Here is a 24,047-nt window from a genome sequence, read left to right as displayed (position 1 = left end):
CCGTGTGGGCACCGGGCATGAGAGGCATGGCTGCGGGTGTAAAGGCAGCCTAACTTATTGAGAGCGATGACGAGAAAACAAAGACGGTTAACGCTGATTGGTCTGGCGGGCGTTGTGTTGGCCACAGCGGCTGGGTTGGTGCTTTATGCGCTGAACGATCAGATTGTGTTCTTCCAGAGCCCCTCTGATATTGCAGAGAACCAGATCCCGGCAGGCGAGCGCATTCGCTTGGGTGGTCTCGTCAAGGACGGCTCCGTCGTGCAAGGCGACAACGCGCAAGTGTCTTTCATCGTGACAGATGAAGTCGAGACCGTTGCCGTGTCCTATACCGGCCTGTTGCCGGATCTGTTCCGCGAAGGGCAGGGTATCGTGGCTGAAGGGTACATTGACCCGAACGGCGTGTTTCAGGCCGATCAGGTTCTTGCCAAGCACGATGAGAACTACATTCCAAAAGAAGTAAAGCAGGCCCTTGAAGATAGCGGACACTGGATGGAAGAGGAACAAGGCGCAGCCAGTTATGGCAGCAGCAAGTCCTACTAAGCCATTTTCTGGCCCCAACAAGGCCGCCGTGACCGTTCTGAGTGAAGACAAGGAATTGAGATGATTATTGAAATTGGGCACTTTGCTCTGATCTTGGCGCTCATCGCCTCAGTGGTTCAAAGTGTGTTTCCGGTTTGGGGGGCACTGAAGAACGATCAGCGCATGATGGCAGTGGCACCGCCACTGGCAAATGCCCAGTTTGTTTTGGTTCTCATTTCCTTCGCAGCACTTACCCATGCTTACCTGACCTCGGATTTCTCGGTGCTCAACGTGATCGAGAACTCTCACTCAGACAAGCCGCTGATCTATAAGTTCTCAGGGGTTTGGGGCAACCATGAAGGCTCGATCCTGCTCTGGGTGCTGATCCTTGTGCTGTTTGGTGCACTGGTGGCGGCATTCAGCCGAAACCTGCCGACACAGCTGCGCGCAGCGACACTCGGGGCGCAAGGCTGGGTCAGCTTTGCCTTCCTGATCTTCGTGGTTTTCACCTCAAACCCGTTCTTGCGCGTGGCTCCGGCCCCCATGGAAGGCCGCGACCTCAACCCAATGTTGCAGGACATTGGCCTCGCCATCCACCCGCCGCTGCTTTACGTCGGCTATGTGGGCTTTTCCATTGTCTTTTCCTTCGCCATTGCTGCGCTGCTTATTGGCCGTATCGATGCTGCTTGGGCCCGTTGGGTGCGCCCGTGGGTGCTCGTCTCATGGATTTTTCTGACCCTCGGCATCGCCATGGGCTCCTACTGGGCCTACTATGAGCTAGGCTGGGGCGGCTGGTGGTTCTGGGACCCGGTCGAGAACGCCTCCTTCATGCCGTGGCTCACAGGTACGGCGCTGCTGCACTCTGCCATCGTCATGGAAAAGCGTGATGCGTTGAAGGTCTGGACCATTTTCCTGGCACTGCTGACCTTCTCGCTGTCCCTTCTGGGCACCTTCCTCGTACGCTCCGGTGTTCTCACATCCGTTCACGCGTTCGCCGTAGACCCCGCCCGCGGGCTCTTCATCCTTGGCATCCTGATGGTGTTCGTCGGTGGATCTTTGACGTTGTTTGCATGGCGTGCCCCGCTCCTGAAGACGGGTGGCTTGTTCGCACCGGTAAGCCGTGAAGGGGCGTTGGTGCTCAACAACCTGTTCCTGACAACGGCAACGGCTGCCGTGTTCTTCGGCACGCTCTACCCGCTAGCACTTGAAGCCTTCACAGGCGAGAAAATTTCTGTTGGACCTCCGTTCTTCAACCTGACCTTCGGGCCTTTGATGATCCCGGTGTTGCTCATGATGCCATTTGGTCAGCTTTTGGCTTGGAAGCGCGGGGACGCGTGGGGGGTAACCCAGCGCCTGACCGGGGCGTTCTTCGTAACACTTGTTGCGACCTGTCTTCTGGCTTGGTTCATGGGTGGCACAGGCATTCTGGCTGCCCTTGGCTTCGGTGTGTCGTTCTGGGTGATCTTTGGTTCTGTTTGGGAGATCGTGGACCGCGTAAAACCGCGCAAGGTGGGCCTCAAGAAGGCTTGGAGCCGTTTCGTTGGCCTTCCCAAGACCGTCTATGCAACGTCGCTTGGCCACTTGGGCATCGGTTTGACGGCGCTTGGCATCGTGACTGTTTCGGCCTTTGAGACCGAGACCGTACTCACCATGCAAACCGGCCAGACCCAGCAAGTCTCGGGCTACTCCATGACCTATGATCGAACATGGGATCAGCGGGGGCCGAACTTTGTGGAGCGCGTGGCACAATTCACGCTCCGCCAGGATGGCAATGTGGCAGCAACCATGATGCCCTCAAAGCGTGTTTACAATGTCAGTGGGCAGCCCATGACAGAAGCCGCGCTCTACACCTCTGGCTTCTCACAGGTCTACATTTCCATTGGCGACAACATGGATGACGGCTCACTCGTAACCCGTGTCTACTACAAGCCGCTGATTACCTTGATCTGGATCGGGACACTGGTGATGTCGCTGGGTGGCTTTATCGCGCTAATTGACCGCAAGCTCCATGTGGGCGCGCCCCAGCCAGCCCGCAAAGCGGTCAAGCGCCCTGTCGCAGCAACCCCGGCCGAATAGAGGAAGCCAGTGACCATGAAGATACTTCTGCGCACTCTGGCTGTTTTGGCGGTACTGGCAACACCAAGCTGGGCCGTCAATCCGGATGAGGTTCTGGACGACCCCGCATTGGAGCAGCGGGCGAGGGACCTTTCCGCGGAGATCCGTTGTGTGGTCTGCCAGAACCAGTCCATCGACGATTCAAACGCACAGCTTGCGAAAGACTTGCGTTTGTTGGTTCGAGAGCGCCTTCAAGAAGGCGATAGCGACGAGGAAGTTCTGAACTATCTGGTGGACCGCTACGGCGAGTTTGTACTCATGAAGCCGCGCTTTGCCCCGCATACATGGCTCTTGTGGGCAGGTGGCCCGTTGATCCTTCTGGTCGGCGGTGCTGTGATCTTTTTCAGCTTGCGCAAACGGCGCAAGCTGCTGGAAAAAGAGATTGTTCCGCCACCCTTGAGCAAAAAGGAAAAGGAAGAGCTTGAAGCGCTTTTCAAGGAAGAGTGAACCGCTTCTGCGATTTCGTGTTGATTACACCCTTTCAATCTGGAGTATCTCTCTTAACTGTTAAGCCGCAGGCTCGGATCAGAACTGGAGAGAACAATGGGTGTGAAGCCAATCAAGCTGAGTTTTAAAGGATCCTCTGGCGCTGAGCTGTCCGCTCGGTTGGATTTGCCTGCGGGTGCCGTGCGCGCCTATGCCCTGTTTGCGCACTGCTTTACTTGCTCAAAGGATATCTCTGCTGCGCGCCGGATCGCGCAAGCGCTCACCAATGACGGCATCGCAGTCCTGCGCTTTGACTTTACCGGGCTTGGCGGCAGTGGCGGTGATTTTGCCTCATCCAACTTCTCCAGCAATCTTCAGGATCTTCTTCTGGCTGCAGACTACATGCGCCAGAACTTCGAAGCTCCAAAGCTTCTTGTCGGTCATTCCCTTGGCGGCGCGGCAGTTCTTGCCGTTGCAAAGGAAATCCCGGAGGTTACAGCGGTTGCGACCATTGGGGCGCCCTCAACGGCAGATCATGTGCTGCATAACTTCCACGTGGCGCTCGATACCATCCGAGAGCACGGCGAGGCGACTGTCGATCTGGCCGGACGACCATTCAAGATCAAAAAACAGTTTGTAGACGATCTGGAACAACAAGATGTGCGCGGCCGCATTGGCGAGCTGAAGAAGGCCGTTCTTGTGCTCCATTCGCCTCTGGATGAAACGGTCGGCATCGATAACGCCAGTGAGATCTTCGTGGCGGCCAAACATCCGAAAAGTTTCGTCTCTCTTGATAATGCAGACCACTTGCTCACCAAGTCAGAAGATGCCGATTATGCGGCACGGGTGATTGCGGGTTGGGCCTGCCGTTACATTGATGACACGACCGAAAAGGTTGTGACGGATGCACCCGTGAATGCGGTTGTTGAGGAAACGGGGCTCGGCAAGTTCCAGAACATGGTGAAGGTTGGGCCGCATCGCATGATTGCAGATGAACCTGAATCCGTTGGCGGGTTGGACAGTGGCCCATCTCCCTATGACTTTGTCAGCGTGGCGTTGGCAAGCTGCACGTCCATGACCCTTCGAATTTATGCCGGTTTCAAGAAAATTGATCTGGGTCGCGTTCGCGTTGAAGTCGCTCATCAAAAGCTGCCTGCTGACCACTGCGGGGACTGCGGTGCGGTCGCAGAAGGCAAAACAGGCAAGATTGACCGGTTTGAGCGCACCATTCATGTGGAAGGTGAGCTGGATGAAGAAACAAAGACAAAGCTGCTCGAAATCGCTGATAAATGCCCAGTTCACAGAACACTGGAAAGCAGCGCTGCGGTGATTACCAAGATCGCAGAACCGCAATCTGCGTAATGGTCCTGCGGAATATTACAGAAGCTTAATCTGCCAGATAGGTCTCTGTAAGGTTCGCGAGTTCATTTTGTTGATCAAGATGAAGAGAGACGCCTTCGCTCCGCTCCCCAGGGCGCTCTCTTTCCCCCAATTGTGACTGACCAACAGAAGTGAATTCAATGAAACTTGCAAATTCCAAAGCTTCCCTTCGTTCCAAACTCCTGACCGGTGCTGTCGCTTTTGCTGTTACCGGTGCGATTGCTGCGCCACTCGCAGTGAACAGCGCGCCTGCGTTTGCAGACCCGGTTCGCGTTGAGGCTCCCGCAATTGCAAACTTCTCGCCTGTTGTAGAAGCCGTGCAGCCCGCTGTTGTCAGTGTGCGCGTGCGCACTGAAATTCAGCAGTCTTCTGTTCGTGGCGGCATTCCGCCCATGTTCCGCGACTTGCCGAAGAACCATCCGTTCCGCCACTTCTTTGACGAGTTCGGTGGGGGGCGTGATGGGGACCAGGAACAACGCCGTGCCCCGCGCTACGGTCAGTCTCAAGGCTCTGGCTTTTTCATCTCTGAAGACGGTTTTCTGGTCACCAACGAACACGTTGTTGGCGATGGAACCGAGTTCACCGTGGTAACGGATGACGGTGAAGAATATGAAGCCACCTTGGTCGGCTCCGATGAGCGTTCGGACCTTGCGCTTCTCAAGGTTGATGCTGACAAGGAGTTCACCTATGTCGCGTTTGCCGACACGCCGCCGCTGGTTGGCGAGTGGGTTGTTGCCGTGGGTAACCCATTCGGCCTTGGCGGCACAGTAACCGCTGGCATCGTCTCCGCACGTGGCCGTGACATCGGCGCAAGTCTTTACGACGACTTCATCCAGATCGACGCTTCTGTGAACCGCGGCAACTCAGGTGGCCCGGCCTTCAACATCAATGGTGAAGTGATTGGCGTCAACTCCGCCATCATCTCTCCAAGCGGCGGCAATGTGGGCATTGCATTCGCAATTCCGGCCTCCACCGCAAGCAAGATCATTCAGGATCTGAAGGAAGATGGGTCAGTGACCCGCGGTTGGCTCGGAGTTCAAATCCAGCCGGTAACCGAAGACATCGCTGAGTCTCTTGGCCTTGAAAGCACCGATGGCACATTGGTTGCCGAAACCCAGCCGGATACGCCCGCAGCGGTTGCCGGCCTCGAAGCTGGCGACGTGATCTTGAAGGTTGATGGCAAGGAAGTGAACGGCCCACGTGAGCTTGCCCGAACCATTGCCGAGTACCGTCCAGAGTCCGAAGTTGTGATCGAATACTGGCGCAATGGCGAGATTCAGGAGAAGACCGTCAAGCTTGGCATCTTCCCGCAAGATGAGAGTGTTGCTTCCGCCGAAACCAGCAAGGACACCAAGACGGCACTTGTCGATAGTCTGGGCATTGAGCTTGCAACGGCAAAAGAGGCCGGTCTGGAAGGCGAGGGTGTTGTCATCACCCGCGTTGAGCCTGACAGTCCTGCTGCCGAAAAGGGTTTGCGCCAAGGCGCAATCATTACCGCAGTCGCTGGTCATCCTGTCTCTACTCCTGCTGATGTTGCCGAGCAGGTAGAGGCCGCCAGAGAACAAGGCCGTAAAGCCGTTCTCCTGCGTGTGACAAGCAATGAAAACACATTGTTTGTGGCAATCCCTTTTGAGGATGCCTGATCAGCATTGCTCAGGGTCGGCTCTTTAGGCCCCGACACAAAAGAAGAGCCGACCCACTCAAGGAAAACACCTGCGTCCACTCAGGTGTTTTCCTCTTTCCTATCTGATGCGCAGAGATCTGCCGGGTCTATCAACTCAATAATAAAATCAAGCTGTTTTCCCGAGAAAGGTGTGGTGCTATGACTCCCCCAAAGGACCTTTGCCCTATGAAAATCCTGATCATCGAAGACGACATACAAGCCGCGCAATATCTCGTAAAAGCGCTCAAGGAAGCAGGACATAATCCCGATCATGCCGCTGATGGGGAGGCCGGGCTTGAGTTTGCGCTCGCCCAGACCTGGGATGTTCTGGTGGTAGACCGCATGCTGCCAAAGCGCGATGGCCTTTCCATCATTGAAGAGCTGCGCGCCTCTGGTGACCATACGCCGGTGCTCATTCTTTCAGCGCTTTCTCAGGTGGATGACAGGGTAGAAGGCCTCCGGGCAGGTGGTGACGATTATTTGCCAAAGCCCTATGCCTTTTCCGAGTTGTTGGCGCGCGTTGAAGCGCTTGGCCGCCGACAGAGTGCGGGTCAGGTGGAAACGCAGCTCAAGGTAGGCGATCTGGTGCTCGACAGACTGGCCCACAGCGTCACCCGTGCCGGTCAGCCCATCGTCCTTCAACCTCGCGAATTTCGCCTGCTCGAGTACCTGATGAAACACGCCGGACAGGTGGTGACCCGCACCATGCTTTTGGAAAATGTCTGGGACTATCATTTCGATCCGCAGACCAATGTGATTGACGTTCACATCTCACGTCTGCGTTCAAAGATCGACAAGGGCTTCGAAGTGCCGCTCCTTCACACAATACGCGGGGCAGGGTATTCCATCCGTGACGGCGCTCGGTAGACTGGTAAAAACCACCGCATTCAAACTGTCCATGATCACCATTCTGGTGTTCATCGGGCTGTCCTTGTCCATGTTCCTGTTCATCTCCAAGAACACAGATGACCTGATGCGAGATCAGGTTATTCAAACGGTGGATGCAGACGTCAACGGGCTGACCGAGCCCTATGCATTTGGCGGCATCACCGGCCTTGCTCAAGCCATTGAACGGCGCGTGCGTCAGCCCAACGCAAACCTCTACCTTCTTGTGGACTTTGCGGGCAACCTCATCTCCGGCAACATTTCCCACCTTCCCACCGCCGTACTGGACAAAGCCGACGGTGAAATCCACGTGGTCAATTATCAGCGCCTCAACGAGCGGAGTGATGAGAGCGCCCGTGGGCAGGAGAAGAGCTACAACGCTGTCGTGCGGGTCTTTAAGCTGCCGGGCAATTTCCGTCTTCTCGTCGGCCGAGATCTGGAAGAGCAGGACCGGCTTCATGGCCTTTTGGGAGATGCGCTCAAGCTCTGGCTTGTCGGCATGGTCGTGCTTGCTGCGGCCATCTGGTTCTTCATCAGCCGCCGCATGCTTGCCCGAATGGACGGCATCACCAAGAGCAGTCAGCAGATCATGGCGGGCAATCTGTCCCGACGCATCGAGGTAACAGGCAGCGGCGACGAATTCGACCGCCTCGCCATCAGTCTCAACCAGATGCTGGAACGCATTGAAGAGCTGCTCCGGGGGCTTAAGGATGTTTCCGACAACATTGCCCATGATCTGAAAACGCCGCTCACCCGCATGCGTGGCCGCGTGGAAGGTGCGCTTCGTGATCACAAGGACGAAGCGGGCCTGCGTGGTGCGCTGGAAGAGACACTTGTTGAGACCGATGAGCTTATCAATACGTTCAATGCTCTGCTGAGAATCGCCCGAGTAGAGGCGGGTTCTGAAGGCGTGAAAATGGAGAACCTGCCGCTCTCGAGTGTGGCAGAAGACCTTTGCGAGCTTTATGAGCCTGTTGCCGAAGATCAGGGTGTAGTCTTCCACAGTTCAATCGACACGGGTACCGTGGTCCTTGGCGATCGCCAGCTGCTGTCTCAGGCCGTTGCCAACCTTATTGAAAATGCCCTCAAGTATGGCGGATCTATCGACGAGGCCAAGCCATCTGAAGTCAACGTAAGCCTGTATTCACGGGATCAAACAGCGGTGCTTGAGGTGGCCGACAACGGGACCGGCATTCCGGAAGACGAGCGCGAGCGGGTCTGCGAACGCTTCGTGCGGCTTGACCATAGCCGCACCGAGCCGGGGTCAGGGTTGGGTCTGGCCTTGATTAAAGCCGTAGCTGGGGTCCATCATGGCGAGTTGGAGCTTGCCAGTGGTAACCCGGGCCTGATCGCACGTTTGGTCTTGCCACTGGCCCGGGAGAGTACCAGTGGTGGAGATGACGGTGGCCAAAGAGAACTCAGTAGCGCACCCTCTTGAGGATCAATCCTGTCTGGCTGAGCGTCTTGAGGTGATACCCGTCGCTGATGACACGCGACTGGCAGAAGCGCATTGGAAGGATGTTGAGCTAGCCCTTGAAAAGGCCGGGATCGCCGAAGCTTTTCAGAGCGCTTGCGACGAGTATCCAAAGCTGAAGTCCTTTCTCACGGGCGTATTCGTCAACTCTCCATTTTTGAAAGAGATTTCCTTGAGGGATGTGGAGCGTCTCTTGCGCATCCTCACTTCTTCTCCCGAAGCGATAATTACCGATCTCTGCCTGCATGATGCCTATGACCATGCAACGAGTGAAGCCGACCTCATGCGGGTCCTGCGCCTTGCCAAGCAGGAGCTGGCATTGACCACCGCCTTGGCAGACCTGGGCGGCGTTTGGCCACTTGAAATGGTGACGGGCGCGTTGTCCGATTTTGCCGACGTCTCACTCAATGCCTGCATTCGCTTGTGTTACCGCGATCTTCAGGCCCGCAGCAGGTTTGAACCTGTCCATGCAGATCGCCCCGAAAAGGACGCTGGCTTTTTCATTCTTGCCATGGGCAAGCACGGTGCAGGGGAGCTGAACTACTCCTCAGACATTGACCTCATTGTCTTCTATGAGCCAGAGCTCAGTCGCTTGCAGGGCAATGCGGAGCCGCCTGTTGAGTATGTGCGCATGACCCGCCGCATCGTGAAGATGATGAGCGAGCGCACAGGGGATGGCTATGTATTCCGCACCGATCTTCGGCTAAGGCCCGACCCGGGCGCTACGCCGCTTGCGATCTCGGTTCCCGCCGCGCTGGTTTACTACGAGAGCCTGGGTCAGAACTGGGAGCGTGCCGCCCTCATCAAGGCCCGCCCCTGCGCCGGCGACGTGGCCGCTGGCGAGATCTTCCTTAAGGAAATTCGTCCCTTCATCTGGCGCAAGTATCTGGACTACGCCGCAATCTCCGATGTCCATTCGATCAAGCGCCAGATCCATGCCCACAAAGGCTTCGGAAAGATCACCGTGGCTGGCCACAATGTGAAACTGGGCCGTGGTGGCATTCGTGAAGTGGAGTTCTTTGCCCAGACCCAGCAGCTCATTGCCGGGGGCAGAAATCCGGACCTGCGCACGCGTCAGACGTTGGTGACCCTTCAGGGGCTGGTGGAGCACGGCTGGATTGATCCAAGCGCCTGCGAAGAGCTTGCAGAGGCCTACACGTTCCTGCGCAATGTTGAACATCGCATCCAGATGGTGAACGATGAGCAGACACATATTCTGCCAACGGACCCAGACGCGCTGGCGCGGGTTTACAAGCTATTGGGCTTGGCAACCCTGGAAGAGTTTACAGAAGCGCTCCTGAAGCGATTCAACACCGTTCAGGACCACTATTCAGCCCTGTTTGAGAATGAACCGGAGTTGACTGACAGTCTCGGCAATCTGGTCTTCACCGGGGACAGCGATGATCCGGATACGGTCGCAACGCTGGAGCGGCTCGGCTTCAAGCGCCCATCAGAGGCCATTCGCATCATTCGTGAATGGCACTATGGCCGCTATCCAGCCATGCGGACCGCCAAATCCCGTGAGCGCCTTACCGAACTGCACCCGGTCCTTCTGGATGCCCTTGCAAAGACGGACAACGCAGATAGCGCACTACTGAGTTTCAACGCGTTCCTGTCCAAGTTGCCTGCTGGTGTTCAGCTTTTTGGCCTGCTGCGTTCCAATCCCCATCTGTTGAACCTGCTCGCCACCGTCATGGGCTCGGCGCCGCGCATGGCAGAGATCGTCTCCCGCCGGGTTCACGTGCTCGACGCTGTGCTTGATCCGGCCTTCTTTGGCGATGTGCCCACACAGGCCCAGATCGTCTCCGGCCTGGAAACCACCTTGGGGCAAGCAAGGTTCTACGAGGAAGCTTTGGACCGGGCACGTATCTTCGTTCAGGAGCAGCAGTTTCTCCTCGGCCTGCGCCTCCTTACGGACAGCATCACACCTTTGCAGATGGGAGAATGCCTGTCTTATCTGGCACAGGCGGTGTTGCAGCAAATGCTTGCCCGTGTTCAGGCCGAACTGGAAGAAACCCACGGCCAGCTTCCGGGTGCCGAAGTAGCCCTGCTTGCCATGGGCAAGCTGGGTGGGCGCGAAATCACCTGCAGTTCCGACCTCGATCTTATCCTGCTTTATGAGGTGCCAGAGGAGGTCTACGAGAGTGATGGAGGCCGACCGCTTGCGCCAAGTCAGTATTTTGGCCGTCTCACGCAACGGCTTGTGAGCGCGCTCACAGCACCAACGGCAGAAGGGGTTCTGTTCGAAGTTGATTTTCGACTGCGTCCTTCTGGAAACTCCGGCCCCCTTGCCACAAGGTTCTCCGCATTCACGGAGTACCAGCAAAAGGAAGCCTGGACCTGGGAACACATGGCGCTGACCCGCGCCCGCGTGATTGCGTCAAACTCAGACAGTTTTTCCATGCGGATCGAGCGCGGCATAGAGGACATCAAGTCCGGTGCCCGTGACCTTGAGAAACTGCGCAAGGATGTCTGTGAGATGCGTGCGCGCATCCAGAAGGAAAAGCCTGCCAAGTGCCCTTGGGATCTGAAGCAGGTCTCTGGCGGTCTGGTAGACATTGAGTTCATCGCACAGTACCTGCAGCTTGCGCACGGCAAAGATCATCCGCAGGTCCTAAAGCAGAAAACCGAGCAGGCGTTGCAGGCCGCTGTCTCGGCAGGTGTTTTGGACCAAAGCCATGCGGATGTGCTTGTGCCGCAATTGCGTCTCTACGAGGCCCTGACGCAAATCTTGAAGCTCACTCTATCCGGTAAGTTCGACCCGAACACAGCCCCAAGGGGCATGCTGGACCTGCTGGTCATGGCGGGCGGGGAGCCCACCTTCGAGCGGCTGACCCGCCTTCTGGAAGATCAGCAAGTCGAAGTGCGCCGGTGCTTTGAAGATATCATTGGGCCCGTCACATTGGCGGCCGCCGGTTAAACAACAAAAAGGCCAGCTCGAAAACTGGCCTTTTGTTGATCTTTATTGGGAAGCCAATCAGGCGGCTTCGGCCCTCTTAGCCATCGTCTTGATTGGCAGATAGATGGTCACTTCGGTTCCCTTGCCAACCTCGGACTTCAGCTCCATGCGCCCGCCATGCAGCTCACAAAGAGACCGGGCAATCGCAAGCCCAAGGCCGGAGCCTTTATGGGTCTTGGTGAACTGGTTCTCCACTTGAACGAACGGCTTGGCGAGCCGGTCAATGTCCTTCTTGGCAATGCCAATGCCGTTGTCGGCGATGGTAAGAGCCACAAAGTCCTTGGTCTGGTTGCCGCTCACGGTCACCTTGCCGTTGTCCGGGGTGAACTTAACGGCGTTGGCCAACAGGTTGAGGAGGATCTGCTTGACGGCGCGGCGGTCGGCGTCGATGCCAATCGCAGGAACCTTCACACTGGATACCTTGATGTTCTTCTCGGCAGCGGTTGCGGAGATGATGCGGGTGGAATCTTCAACGATGTGGTCGATCTGCACGTTCTCGACAGCCAGTTCCAGACGACCGGCTTCGATCTTGGACATGTCGAGGATGTCGTTGATCACGTTCAGCAGGTAGGTGCCTGAGGAGTGAATGTCCTTGCAGTATTCCTCATACTTGTTGCTGCCCAGAGTGCCGAACATTTTCTGGTTCATGATCTCGGAGAACCCGATAATTGCGTTCAGTGGCGTGCGCAGCTCGTGAGAAATGTTAGCCAGGAATTCGGACTTCGCCTGGTTGGCATCTTCCGCGCGGGTCTTTTCTTCCGCATACTTTTCGGCCAGCTCCACAAGCTGCTGGGCCTGCGTTTCCAGTTTCTGGCGGGACTGACGCAGGTCAGCGACTGTCGCCATCAGCTGGCGCTCGGAGTTGAGAAGCTGCTCTTCGTGGCGCTTTAGCGGGGTAATGTCAGTGCCGACGGAGACGAAACCACCGTCCTTGGTACGGCGCTCAGAAACCTGCAACCAACGGCCATCTTCCAGCTCAGCCTCATAGGTGTCCGCCAGATCGATTTCGTCGCTTTGGGTTGGCTCTGAGGTGTTCAGGATGCGCTGACGGGCAGCAGCCATGACCGTCGCATAGGGCGTTCCAGCCTGAACCACATGGTCCGGCAGGTTGTGAAGCGCACGATAGTTGGAGTTGCACATCACCAGACGGTTCTCGGTATCCCACAGAACGAACGCCTCGGAAATGGTCTCAATGGCATCACGCAGGCGCAGATCAGCAGTACGGCTCTGTTCCGCCAGTTCCTTTTGCTCGGTCACATCAATGCAGATGCCGATCAGATGCGGTTCAGCGGTGCCTTCGTCGGTTTGAACTTCAGCGCGGGCACGCAGCCAGATCCACGAGCCATCGGCGTGGCGCATGCGAAACTGCTGGTCTACTGTGGTCTGACCGGTTTCAAGCAGCCCCTGCGCGAGCTGATATAGGTCGATGTCTTCGGGGTGGGTCAGCTTGCTGATCTCGGAAAAGCCCATGATGTCGTTGCGCGGCTCCAGTCCCAGCATCTCATAGAGCGAGGCGGACCAGAAGATACGGCCGCGGGCCAGATCCCAGTCGAACAGGCCACATCGGCCACGGGTGAGCGCGGTGTCGATGCGGAACCGGGTTGCAGCGTATATGCTGTCGGCTTGCTGCGCACGGGTTGCCTGGGCGAAGAAGGCGTAGATCAGCACCAGAAGCACGCTGGCCGTTCCAACGAAAATTGTAACGTTCGCGGAAACCTCAGAGCGCCAGCTCGCAAACACGGCGGCCTCCGGTTGCACCACAGACACCATGCCGAGGCGGCCAGCGAGGTGGTGGATGGTGGCGAGCGACGCATTGTCCTGACCTTCGTTGATGGTCAGCACGCCAGCCCGCTTGCCAAAGAAGGTCATTGGCTGGGTGGCGCCCACAATGTCGGTCAGGCTCAGGCCTTCGATCTCAGGGCGGGTAGGGGCAGTTGCAACAATCTTCCCGCTCTGGTCAGCAAGCAAGATTTGACGACCCTGACTGGTGGCGCGCGGCGGCAGCGAGTCAGCGAGGGCGTTTTGAAGAGCTGTGTGATAGCCCACCTCGGGCAGAGTGCCTTCATAGCTGTCCATTTTCACGGTCAGGGCCGTGGCAATCAGCGTCAGGTCGTCCTCGGCTTTTTGGGCAATCTGGTCGTAATCGTAGGTGAGCTCGATACCACGAAAGGTTGCCATGCACACAATAAATACAATGCAGAGGGCAGGAATCAGTTTCCGAAGAAATGGTTCGGTGGTAATAAGCCTTTGATACGCGGGTTCCGCGAGTAGCTTGATGTGTCCCGTCAAAGCTTCCGCCCCGGAGATGCGCTTCGGGAAGCGCATGAATCGCCGAGCGGCCGCGCCCTGTGTAAAGGCCCGTGCCATAGAATGCCCCCAAAATGTAAAGTTCCGCCGCAAGTGATCGGGGTGTTGCCGTCGCCCGAATCACCTCCATTTGAATCTAAACGATTCGTCTTGTCTAGGGCTCAATTGGAAAAACAACGAAAAACGGCGATGCTTCGCACCGCCGTTCAAGGGACAAATCTAGATAGTGGGTAAAGTCTCTACTGCAGACACCTTTCCGCAATATCTTTCGTGTCTGTAGAGAGCGACTGCTCAGACGCGAGAATGCTGTTCAGTGCAGCTTTAGCTTTCATCTGGCGTTCCGGTTCAAGCGCGCGCCAAGAGCGGAAAGCATTGAGAATTCTGGCTGCTAGCTGAGGGTTCTTCGGATCGATCTTCAAAGTAACTTCAGCAAGGTAGTCATATCCGGAGCCATCAGATTCGTTGAAACGCCGTTGGTTGCCTGCGCAGAACGCACCCACCAGAGAGCGCACACGATTCGGATTGGTCCAGGAGAAGCCTGCGTGCTCGGTCAGCTGCTTGACACGCTCCAACGTGCTGGCTGCAGGGGAGGTTGCTTGCACTGTGAACCACTTGTCCATGGCAAGGTGATTGCTCTTGTGGCGCGCCTCAAATGCGTCCAGTGCCTCATTTTTGCCAGGAAGATCTAGGTGGACAAATAGGGTAAGTGCGGCCAGCCGATCGCTCATGTTGTTGGCAGCATCGAAGTGCGCCTTCACCAGGTGGATGCCCTCGGCTTCACCAGAAGCTGCAAGGTACCCCAAGAGGCGGTTGCGCAGCGCGCGCGTGCCTGCCGCCTGTGCACTTGGACTGAAGCTAGCATCTTCAGGTGTCAGCGCTGTGTAGAGCTCCCGGAAGCAGCCATAAAGCCGCTGACCAATCGCTGTACGCAGCGCTTCATGAGCCAGAGCCAGTGCTTCAGGGTCCACATTCTCCGCAATCTCGCGTGCAAGATCAGCTTCAGATGGCAGCTGAAGAGCCAACGCCCGGAAGGCATTGTCCAGCGTTTGATCCGAAGCAATCACGCCCATTGCATCTATAAACGCGTCTTCTTGCGGCAAGCTTTCGCCTTGGCTGCGGGCGACCAGTAATCGTGTTGCAACGGTCTGGGCGGACTGCCAGCGATTGAAGGAGTCGATGTCGTGACGCATCAGGAACAGCTGTTCCTCAAGCGTCAAGTCGCTGCGCAGGTTCACAGGGGCGGAAAAGCCGCGTAACAAAGAGGCAACCGGCTTTTCGGAAATTCCATGGAAAACAACAGTTTGCTCCGCCCGATCAAGGATGATCACATCTCCCTCGACGGTCGCGCCTTCCACCTTGCTGAACGCCATGTCCTTGCCCTTGGGGCCCACAAGACCAAAGCGCACCGGCATGACAACCGGTTTTTTGTCCTGCTGGCCCGGAGTTGGTGGCGTTACCTGCGTCAGGTTGATTGTGAAGGTCTGCACACTTGGGTCATGGCTGGTTTGCGCCGTCAGGGTTGGCGTGCCAGCCTGAGCGTACCAGACGGAGAAGCCACTGAGATCCTTACCCGTTGCGTCTTCAAATGACTTCAGGAAGTCTTCAATGGTGGCGGCGTCGCCATCATGTCGCTTGAAGTAAAGATCCATTCCCTTTCGGAAGCCGCTTTCTCCAAGCAGGATCTTGATCATGCGAACAAGCTCTGCGCCCTTCTCGTAAATGGTCGCAGTATAGAAGTTGTTGATTTCCTTATACTGTTCCGGACGGACAGGGTGGGCCAGCGGGCCGCTGTCTTCAGGAAACTGAGCAGCCTTGAGGCGTTGCACATCGGCAATGCGCTTCACCGCGCGGGAGCGCTCATCGGCAGAGAACTCCTGATCGCGGAAAACGGTCAGGCCTTCCTTCAGGCACAGCTGGAACCAGTCGCGACAGGTGATGCGGTTGCCGGTCCAGTTGTGGAAGTACTCGTGCGCCACCACGGTTTCAATGCCCGCATAGTCGCCGTCAGAAGCTGTGTCAGGATCCGCAAGGATGTACTTGTCGTTGAAGATGTTGAGGCCCTTGTTTTCCATGGCCCCCATGTTGAAGTCGGAAATGGCAACGATGTTGAACACATCCAGATCGTATTCGCGGCCAAAAACCTTCTCATCCCAACGCATGGAGCGGATCAGGCTGTCCATGGCCCAGTCGGCTTGGGTTTCATTGCCATGTTCAACGAAAATACTCAGCTTCACCGCCTTGCCAGAAGCGGTGGTATAGTCCGCATCGATATGGGCCAGATTACCCGCCACCAGCGCAAACAGGTAGGATGGCTTCGGGTGTGGGTCATGCCACACGGCATAATGCTGGTCGGTGCTGGGCACATCGCCGCTTTCAACCAGATTGCCGTTACCGAGAAGGACCGGATAGGCCTTCTTGCTGGCTGTAATGCGCGTGGTGTAGGTGGCCAGCACGTCCGGGCGATCATAAAAATAAGTAATGCGTCTGAAGCCCTCTGCCTCACATTGGGTACAGAACGTGCCGCTGGACACATAGAGCCCCATCAACTGTGTGTTGGTCGAAGGGTTGATTTCCGTGTCGATGGTCAGCGTGAAGGGCTCAGCCTCAGGGCTATGGATCACCAGCTTTTCTGGCGTTGCCTCATAGGCCTCATCGTCGAGAGGAATGTCGTCCATGGCAACGCTTGCCAGTTTCAGGTCATCGCCATCCAGCTCCAGCGGCGTTCCAGCCGCAGTGCCGTCGCGGCGGCGCATGTGCAGCTTGGTACGGACAGTGGTGCTTGTGGGGTGAAGCCTGAAATCCAGCTCAACGTTGTCGATGATGTAGGGCGTCTGGCGGTAGTCTTTCAGCAAGATGGGAGCAGCGTTGTCCGACCGCATGAGGTACTCCTGAATTCCAATTAAGAAAGCCGACGTTGGGGCGTCGGCGCGTGTCTGTAGGCACCCGTTCTAAGCGGTGGCTGAGGATTTGAAAACACGAATTTGCATTTGAAATGCAAAACATAGCGAAACCATGGCTGACCTGCATCTTGAGCGCTGGTAGGAACATCATGACAGTTCCTCCGGCGACATCTGCGGCGAAACACGCTAGCACCGTGCGGGCAGCAAAAGGCGAGAGGACACCGTGAGCGCACCCCTTGAGAACGTTAAAGTCATCGAACTGGCTCGGATTTTGGCCGGCCCCTGGATTGGGCAAACACTGGCGGATCTTGGCGCTGACGTCATCAAGGTGGAAAGCCCCAACGGCGATGACACGCGCACATGGGGACCCCCGTTCATCGAGGATGATGAAGGCGGCAAAAGCGCGGCCTATTTCCATGCCTGCAACCGCGGCAAGAGATCGGTCACCGCCGACTTCAGTACAAAGGAGGGGCGTCAGTTCGTTTTGGATCTGGTCGCAGACGCCGATGTGCTGATCGAGAACTTCAAGGTCGGCGGCTTGAAGAAGTATGGCCTCGACTATGAAACCCTGAGCAAATTTAATCCTCGCCTCATTTACTGTTCCGTTACCGGGTTTGGTCAGGACGGTCCCTATGCGCACCGCGCTGGGTATGATTTCATGATCCAGGGCATGGGCGGAATTATGGACCTTACCGGTGATCCCCATGGCGAACCGCAAAAGGTCGGTGTGGCCTATGCTGATATCTTCACAGGTCTTTATGGTGTGATCGGCATTCAGGCGGCGCTCTTGCGCCGGCAGCGCACAGGTGAGGGCGAGTGGATTGATATGGCCCTCATGGACACGCAGGTCGGGGTGCTTGCCAACCAGGCCATGAACTACCTTGCAAGCGGCAATGCACCGCGCCGCATGGGAAATGCCCATCCGAACATCGTACCTTACCAGGTGTTCGCCGTGGCCGATGGACACCTCATTATCGCCGTTGGCAATGACGGCCAGTTCAAAGCATTCTGCGAGGTTCTTGGTGTACCCGGGCTTGCCGAGGAGCCGCGTTTTGCCACCAATCCGGCCCGCGTTGAAAACCGCGACGAGCTGATCCCCGCACTTGAGGCGTTGTTGAAGGAGTGGCAGCGCGATGAACTGCTGGCAAGGCTGGAGGCCCGCTCTGTTCCTGCAGGGCCGATCAACTCCGTTGCCGAGGCTCTGGAAGACCCGCAGGTAGAGCATCGTGGCCTTGTGGTGGAACTGGAAGGCGCGTCCCTTGGGCAGACCTCTCAAAAATATGTGCGCACCCCCATTTCCTTCAGGAATGCGAATCTGAATCTGACCAGACCTGCACCCAAGTGCGGCGAGCACAACAAGGAGCGCGGCAAATAGGCATCACAGGTGCCGGAATAATCCCAAATAACCGTAGCGCAAAGGTTGAATAAGCCGCAAAACGCCGGACCGACGTGTTGTGGTGATACAATGTTTGACCCTACTGTACCTCTCGATTAGAGCTAGTCCGAGGATTGAAACGAACCCTGCTGTGTAGCGGGGCGGGGGGTCTTGTGCGATTATTCAGGACACTGGCTTTGCGGCCGTGGCAACTGAGACGAAAACTGCGCCGTGTTTCGCTTACGGCCATTGTCGGGGTCGGGTTTGGCACCTTGGTTGCCGTCTGTGGCGGACTGGTGCTCATCCTTTCCGTTTCGGCCAATCTGAAGAACACCCGCGACCTTCTGGAACAAACCGCAGACCTCTCCCTGTATTCCATCGAAAGCGTGATCAAGTCGTCTTTTGACCCGATCTCCAGCTCCATTCAGGAACTGAGAGACTTTGTTGAAGGCGGTGACATCTACATCTCAGATGAAGATCAACTGGCTCAGGTTCTGAGCGGCGTGCTTTTGGGCAACCGCAATATCGACATGGCCGCCTTTACTGATCTTGCAGGCCGGGCGTGGGGCATTGGCCGCACCAAGGAAGGTGAACTGATCCGATTTGAAGGACAGGCCCCTTCGGAACTGCAACTGCAAAACTTCTTCTCGGTAAATGGTCTTTCCGGCGAGCCGCAGTGGGGGCGGTTGCTTAAGGCTGATGGCCGGATCTTCGCCAACGTCTCCGTGCCCGTGCATTATCGTGAGATCCTTATTGGCCACGTCACAGCCGGTGTCTCAATGGAGCAGCTCAGCAGCTCGCTCTCCCAGTTCGGTGTGGATCACATGCTGACCACCTTTGTTCTGAGCAACAGAGGAGACGTGATTGCGTACTCGGGCAATGGCCTGTTTTCCGAGGTCGAAAAAGGGCCACTGCTTTCGCCTATAAAGGAATATGGCGACCCTGTTTTGGCGCAGCTTCCTAATGCAGCCGATTTTACCCGCCCAAAAGCGGTGAATGAACTCGGCCTGAGGGTCCTTCAAGTCACCGTGGACGATGTGGACTATATCATCCTCCTTCGCGAAATGCAGGGCTTTGGCTACAGCGATTGGATCGTCGGCCAGTACTTCGAGGAAAGCACGGTTGAAGGGGAGATCCAGCGTCTCGCTCGCTCAGCGTTGGCTGGTGGTTTTATTCTGATCATCTCCGCCATTTTGGCCATCATCGTTGGTCGCCGCGTTGCCGGGCCATTGGGCCAGATTGCAGACCGGGCCGAACATATCGGCCGTTTGGAGTTTGAGAACATCAAGCCCATGGATCGCAGCATGATCCTTGAGCTTGATAAGGTTGCAACGGTCATGAACCACAGCACTCAGGCTCTGAAGGCCATGAGTATGTATGTACCGCGCACCTTGTTCTCCAAGCTGCTGAACAAGGGGCTCGACAACGCAACCAAGCCGCGCGAGGCACAGCTCACCATTCTCTTCACCGATATTGCCGAGTTCACCACAATTTCGGAGACCCACAGTGCCACCGAAGTGGCGGAGCTTCTCAACGATCACTTCGCCATTCTCGTGAAAGCCATTGAGGATGAGGGCGGCACCGTTGACAAGTTCCTCGGCGACGGCTTGCTGGCCTTTTGGGGCGCGCCGGATGAGCGTCCCGACCACGCGGAAGCGGCCATGCGGGCCGCACGGCGTATTGCCAAAGACATTGCAGAACACAACCGGGCCAATCCGGAGGCTGCGCTCAAGATCCGCATCGGCGTTCACAGCGGTGCTGTTATCGTGGGCAATGTTGGCGGGCAGGACCGCTGGAACTACACCGTGATCGGCGATGCGGTAAACGTGGCCAACCGCTTGCAGGGGTTGGGAAAGGGCGTTGCGCCGGGGGCTCATGCTGTGATTCTGGCGAGTGGTGAGACCGTAGAACAACTTTCGCACAAGGAAGGCCTTCAAAACCATGGTCAACGCCAGATCCGTGGCCGCGATGCACCAGTAGAAATTTGGGCCTACGAAGAAGAGTAACCTCGCGGATTTGGCCAAAATTCTAGGTTTTCCGTTTTACATCGCGTAGTTCTGCAATGTTTCAGGCCTGCCCCTGCCTGCAATCTGTGATTTTTGTTTTAAAGAAAACACAGTAATGTAAGATGTTCCTGATAAAAACCTCAACGTCCACGTGAACGTTGCGTAAAAAACAGCAGGAACTTAGGCATCAGAGGTACCATTTGGAGGGAACGACCCACGGAAAACGTGGGCAGGAGGCAACCCCTTGAATTTATTGTCACTCGAGCGACTGACGGTTGACTTTAATACAGCCGAGGGCAGGATCAGGGCCGTCGACGATGTGTCATTCCGCATTCCGATGAACCGCTCAGTGGCGCTTGTGGGGGAGTCTGGCTCCGGCAAGACCGTCATTTCACAGGCGATCATGGGCCTGTTGCCCTCCCGTGCCTCCATCTCTTCGGGGCAAATCCTCCTGCACGATCCGCTCAACCCGGACGTGGATCTGGACATTGCAAAGCTCGCCCCGGATGGGCCACAGATGCGCGCCATTCGCGGCAACCGCATCGCCATGATCTTTCAGGAGCCAATGACATCCCTGTCGCCGCTCCATACCATTGGCGATCAGATCGGTGAGGCTGCACAGCTGCATCAGGGTGTATCCGCGCCCGAAGCCCGTGAGCTTACCCGCACAATGCTCTCGCTCGTTCAGTTTCCGGACCCGAACCGGGGCATTGATGCCTATCCTTTCGAGTTGTCTGGCGGTTTGCGCCAGCGCGCCATGATCGCCATGGCCCTGATTTGCAAACCAGCCCTTCTGGTTGCCGATGAGCCGACCACTGCGCTGGATGTGACCATTCAGGCTGAAACGCTGAAGCTGATCCGGGAAATTCAACATGAGCTGAACATGTCCTTGCTCATGATCACCCACGATTTCGGCGTGGTTGCCAATATGGCCGATGATGTTGTGGTCATCTATCACGGCAAGGTCATGGAAAAGGGCAGTGCGGAAGATCTGTTTCGCGAGCCCAAGCACGACTATCTGAAAGCCCTTCTCAACGCCGTTCCAAGCTTTGGAATGAAAGAGGGACAGCGCCTTGTTCCCATCCGTTCCATCAAGGCAAATCTGGGCAGCTTCTTGAAAAACCGTGCCGAGGCATGTGGCAGCAAGACCGGGAACATCCTGCAGATGTCCGGCGTCACCAAGCAGTTCACCTCCCGCAAGGGCGGACTGCTTCGGGCCAGTCCTCGGGTTTTCACCGCACTGGATCAGGTGAGCCTCAGTGTCAAACGGGGCGAATGCCTCGGCGTTGTAGGAGAATCCGGCTCTGGCAAGACAACCGCCGCGCTTGCCATGTTGCGCTCGTTTCCGGTCGAGCAGGGCACCATCACCTTCGACAAGGGAACCGGGCCGGTCGACATATCGACCTTCAACCGTGCGCAGATGCTGGACTATCGCCGCCGTGTGCAGTTGATTTTTCAGGACCCGTTTTCCTCACTCAATCCGCGCATGACGGTCAACGACATCCTCATGGAGCCCTTGATCATCCACGGCATTGGCACCCATCAGGAGCGTCAGCAACGGGCCCGCGAACTGATGGACCTTGTTGGCCTCAATGCCAAGTACCTGCGCCGATATCCGCATTCGTTCTCCGGCGGTCAGCGCCAGCGTATCGGGATCGCCCGTGCCCTTGCGCTCAACCCGGAAATGATATTGTGCGATGAGCCGACTTCGGCGCTCGATGTGTCCGTCCAGGCGCAGATCCTCAATCTCTTGCAGGATCTGAAGAAGGAGTTGGGCCTCACCTACCTGTTTGTCAGTCACAACCTCGCTGTTGTTGACTACATCGCAGACCGCATTGCGGTCATGTGCCGGGGGCGGCTGGTAGAAATTGGCCCGACGCAGTCCATCGTCGAGGCGCCGATACATCCATACACAAAGGCGCTTCTGAGTGCGGTGCCCGAGCCGAGCCTTGATGCTCTGCTCGACTTTGAACATTTGGACGCCATGCGCGCGTCCGAACCAGAACTTTGGCCGGAACCATTCCGTCTGGAGCAAGGGGTAGCTCCGGAATTGGTCGAGGTCGCGCCAGACCACATGGTCTGCGCACCGGGGATGAAGACAAGAGAGACTATAGAGATGTTGGTTGAGAGGGTGTCTTGAACAAGAGCATTGCATTAAGAGGCGTTGCAGCGGCTCTTTTTATGACGTGGGCAGGGTCCGTTGGGGCCTTCACCATGCAGGAAACATCTGGTTTGCAGGAGGGGCTGCCGCCGATCGCTGAGCGCGCGCCTGTCGAGCCGATGATCACAGAAATGGAGAGCATTGGCCGCACCACAGGCAAGCAGGGCGGAGAAATGCACACTCTCGTAGGGCGCACCAAAGATGCGCGTCTCATCAATGTTTGGGGCTATGCCCGACTGATGGGCTATGATGAAGAGCTGAGCCTTCAAGCCGACATCCTCAAATCAGTTGAGAACGAAGACGACCGCATTTTCACATTGAAATTGCGCGAAGGCCACAAATGGTCTGATGGTCACCCCTTCACCTCTGAAGATTTCCGGTTCTGGTTCGAGGACATTCTCAACAACGAAGACCTCAACCCATGGGGCATGCCACCGTTCATGATGGCTGGCGGCGAAGCACCCACCTTTGAGGTGATCGACGAAACCACTGTTCGTTTTACCTGGAACAGCCCCAACCCGCTGTTCCTTCCCGAGTTGGCCAAGTCGCGCCCGCCGTTCATCTACCGGCCGGCCCATTACCTCAAGCAGTTCCACGAAGCCTATGGCGATCCTGCGGAAATTGCTAAGATGGCGGCCCAGTTTAAGGTGCGCAGCTGGGCACCCTTGTTCAACAAGCTGGATGACATGTACAACGGCCGCAACGTCGATCTGCCTTCCTTGCAACCCTGGGTCAGGGTCGATGAAGGGGACGACCGCCGCATCGTTTTCTCGCGCAACCCGTACTTCCACCGGTTCGACAGCACGGGCCAGCAACTGCCTTACATTGACCGCGTTGTGATGACCGTCGCCGACGGCAAGCTGATTCCGGCCAAGACACAGGCTGGCGAAAGCCACTTGCAAGCCCGCAACCTGAATTTCTCTGACATTTCTGTTTTGAAGCGCGGGGAAAAAGGCGAGGGGTACAAGACGCAGCTTTGGCTCTCGACCAAGGGCTCGGAAGTGTCCTTGCTGCCAAATCTGGCGGTCAAAGACCCGGTCTGGCGCAAGCTCAATCAGGATGTACGTTTCCGCCGTGCGCTGTCCCTTGGCATTGACCGAAGCATGATCAACAAGGTGCTGTACTTCGGTCTGGCACATCCGGGCAACGACACGGTGCTGAGCATGTCACCGCTGTTCAGGGAAGAATACGCCACCAAATGGGCCGAGTTTGATCCGGACAAGGCCAACGCCCTTTTGGATGAGATTGGCTTGGTAGAGCGCCGTGAAGACGGTGTCCGCCTGCTGCCAGACGGTCGGCCGCTCGAAATCATCATTGAAAGCACCGGTGAAAGCCGCGCACAGGATGATGCGATCGAGCTGGTTTCCGAGACGTGGCGCGAGCTTGGCATTCGCGCGTTCTTGAAGCCGAGCCAGCGCGATACCATCCGTAACCGCGCCATCTCCGGCGATCTTGTCATGTCAGTCTGGTCCGGCTTTGAAAATGGCGTTCCAACCGCCGAAATGCCCCCTCTGGACTATGCGCCAACCCGTGGTGACTTCCTCTCCTGGGCCACTTGGGGTGACTACTACGAGACGGAAGGCAAGTCTGGCGAAAAGCCTGACTGGGCACCTGCAATTCGCCTCAACGAACTTTACGAGGCGTGGCTCTCCAGTTCTTCAAACGAGGAGCGCAGCAATATCTGGCATGAGATGCTGCAGATCCATGCGGATGAGACCATTCATATTGGTCTTGTCAACGAAGTGCGCCAGCCTGTTGTGGTCAAGGGGCTGTCCAATGTGCCGGAAAAGGCAATTTACGGATGGGATCCGGGGTCACACTTCGGCATTCATCGCATGGACGCCTTCTACTTTACGGATCTGAAGTGAGGGCATTCG

14 protein-coding genes are annotated in these 24,047 nt (G+C 56.8%); 12 read left to right on the top strand and 2 right to left on the bottom strand.

Annotated elements, in window-relative coordinates:
• The first annotated feature begins 66 nt into the window (after nucleotides 1-66).
• From ccmE to PUV47_RS04270, 8 genes are all read left to right on the top strand, one after another.
• Nucleotides 67-540 carry a cytochrome c maturation protein CcmE gene (gene ccmE / locus PUV47_RS04305; protein WP_274217231.1) on the top strand — a complete coding sequence of 158 codons (474 nt, stop codon included), beginning with the start codon at nucleotides 67-69 and terminating at the stop codon, nucleotides 538-540.
• Nucleotides 541-600: 60 nt separating this feature from the next.
• Nucleotides 601-2,595: a heme lyase CcmF/NrfE family subunit gene (locus PUV47_RS04300; protein ID WP_274217230.1), complete on the top strand. Its 1,995-nt coding sequence runs from the start codon at nucleotides 601-603 to the stop codon at nucleotides 2,593-2,595.
• Nucleotides 2,596-2,610: 15 nt separating this feature from the next.
• The gene (locus PUV47_RS04295) at nucleotides 2,611-3,081 is read left to right on the top strand and encodes a cytochrome c-type biogenesis protein (RefSeq protein WP_274217229.1); all 471 of its coding nucleotides are present in this window, start codon (nucleotides 2,611-2,613) and stop codon (nucleotides 3,079-3,081) included.
• Nucleotides 3,082-3,177: 96 nt separating this feature from the next.
• Nucleotides 3,178-4,422: a bifunctional alpha/beta hydrolase/OsmC family protein gene (locus PUV47_RS04290; RefSeq protein WP_274217228.1), complete on the top strand. Its 1,245-nt coding sequence runs from the start codon at nucleotides 3,178-3,180 to the stop codon at nucleotides 4,420-4,422.
• A gap of 158 nt (nucleotides 4,423-4,580) precedes the next feature.
• Nucleotides 4,581-6,083: a Do family serine endopeptidase gene (locus PUV47_RS04285; RefSeq protein WP_274217227.1), complete on the top strand. Its 1,503-nt coding sequence runs from the start codon at nucleotides 4,581-4,583 to the stop codon at nucleotides 6,081-6,083.
• 206 nt (nucleotides 6,084-6,289) lie between these two features.
• Nucleotides 6,290-6,970, top strand: coding sequence for a response regulator transcription factor (locus tag PUV47_RS04280; RefSeq protein ID WP_274217225.1), 681 nt, complete (start codon nucleotides 6,290-6,292; stop codon nucleotides 6,968-6,970).
• A complete protein-coding gene (locus PUV47_RS04275) occupies nucleotides 6,954-8,426 on the top strand; it encodes a sensor histidine kinase (RefSeq protein ID WP_274217224.1) in 1,473 nt (490 codons plus the stop codon). The genes PUV47_RS04280 and PUV47_RS04275 overlap by 17 nt, the downstream gene beginning before the upstream one ends.
• Entirely contained in the window at nucleotides 8,386-11,382 is a 2,997-nt protein-coding gene (locus PUV47_RS04270; RefSeq protein ID WP_274217428.1) for a bifunctional [glutamine synthetase] adenylyltransferase/[glutamine synthetase]-adenylyl-L-tyrosine phosphorylase, read from the top strand. Before PUV47_RS04275 ends, PUV47_RS04270 begins: the two co-directional genes overlap by 41 nt.
• Nucleotides 11,383-11,439: 57 nt before the next feature.
• Here the strand turns inward: PUV47_RS04270 and PUV47_RS04265 are convergent, their stop codons facing one another.
• Together PUV47_RS04265 and pepN are read right to left on the bottom strand one after the other, a co-directional pair.
• Complete coding sequence (locus PUV47_RS04265; RefSeq protein WP_274217223.1) at nucleotides 11,440-13,788, bottom strand: PAS domain-containing sensor histidine kinase; 2,349 nt, start codon at nucleotides 13,786-13,788, stop codon at nucleotides 11,440-11,442.
• A gap of 179 nt (nucleotides 13,789-13,967) precedes the next feature.
• Entirely contained in the window at nucleotides 13,968-16,607 is a 2,640-nt protein-coding gene (gene pepN, locus PUV47_RS04260) for an aminopeptidase N (RefSeq protein WP_274217222.1), read from the bottom strand.
• A gap of 244 nt (nucleotides 16,608-16,851) precedes the next feature.
• Here pepN and PUV47_RS04255 point away from each other — a divergent pair, with 244 nt between their 5' ends.
• The 4 genes from PUV47_RS04255 (at nucleotide 16,852) to PUV47_RS04240 (ending at nucleotide 24,038) form a co-directional block, all read left to right on the top strand.
• Nucleotides 16,852-18,003, top strand: a complete 1,152-nt coding sequence (locus PUV47_RS04255) for a CaiB/BaiF CoA transferase family protein (RefSeq protein ID WP_274217221.1) — start codon at nucleotides 16,852-16,854, stop codon at nucleotides 18,001-18,003.
• Between the two features lie 197 nt (nucleotides 18,004-18,200).
• Complete coding sequence (locus PUV47_RS04250; protein ID WP_274217220.1) at nucleotides 18,201-20,009, top strand: adenylate/guanylate cyclase domain-containing protein; 1,809 nt, start codon at nucleotides 18,201-18,203, stop codon at nucleotides 20,007-20,009.
• 244 nt (nucleotides 20,010-20,253) lie between these two features.
• On the top strand, nucleotides 20,254-22,149 hold the full coding sequence (locus PUV47_RS04245) for an ABC transporter ATP-binding protein (protein WP_274217219.1): 1,896 nt from the start codon (nucleotides 20,254-20,256) through the stop codon (nucleotides 22,147-22,149).
• Between the two features lie 41 nt (nucleotides 22,150-22,190).
• The gene (locus PUV47_RS04240) at nucleotides 22,191-24,038 is read left to right on the top strand and encodes an ABC transporter substrate-binding protein (RefSeq protein ID WP_274217427.1); all 1,848 of its coding nucleotides are present in this window, start codon (nucleotides 22,191-22,193) and stop codon (nucleotides 24,036-24,038) included.
• Nucleotides 24,039-24,047 lie beyond the last annotated feature (9 nt).

Origin of the sequence: Pseudovibrio exalbescens (genome assembly GCF_028737195.1) — a bacterium.
Taxonomy (GTDB): domain Bacteria; phylum Pseudomonadota; class Alphaproteobacteria; order Rhizobiales; family Stappiaceae; genus Pseudovibrio; species Pseudovibrio zosterae.
This window is presented reverse-complemented; position numbering and strand designations above follow the sequence as displayed.

Coding starts and splice junctions, on each gene's coding strand:
- ccmE (WP_274217231.1), top strand. CDS start 67: ATGACGAGAAAACAAAGACGGTTAACGCTGATTGGTCTGGCGGGCGTT.
- PUV47_RS04300 (WP_274217230.1), top strand. CDS start 601: ATGATTATTGAAATTGGGCACTTTGCTCTGATCTTGGCGCTCATCGCC.
- PUV47_RS04295 (WP_274217229.1), top strand. CDS start 2,611: ATGAAGATACTTCTGCGCACTCTGGCTGTTTTGGCGGTACTGGCAACA.
- PUV47_RS04290 (WP_274217228.1), top strand. CDS start 3,178: ATGGGTGTGAAGCCAATCAAGCTGAGTTTTAAAGGATCCTCTGGCGCT.
- PUV47_RS04285 (WP_274217227.1), top strand. CDS start 4,581: ATGAAACTTGCAAATTCCAAAGCTTCCCTTCGTTCCAAACTCCTGACC.
- PUV47_RS04280 (WP_274217225.1), top strand. CDS start 6,290: ATGAAAATCCTGATCATCGAAGACGACATACAAGCCGCGCAATATCTC.
- PUV47_RS04270 (WP_274217428.1), top strand. CDS start 8,386: ATGACGGTGGCCAAAGAGAACTCAGTAGCGCACCCTCTTGAGGATCAA.
- PUV47_RS04265 (WP_274217223.1), bottom strand. CDS start 13,788: ATGGCACGGGCCTTTACACAGGGCGCGGCCGCTCGGCGATTCATGCGC.
- pepN (WP_274217222.1), bottom strand. CDS start 16,607: ATGCGGTCGGACAACGCTGCTCCCATCTTGCTGAAAGACTACCGCCAG.
- PUV47_RS04240 (WP_274217427.1), top strand. CDS start 22,191: ATGACGTGGGCAGGGTCCGTTGGGGCCTTCACCATGCAGGAAACATCT.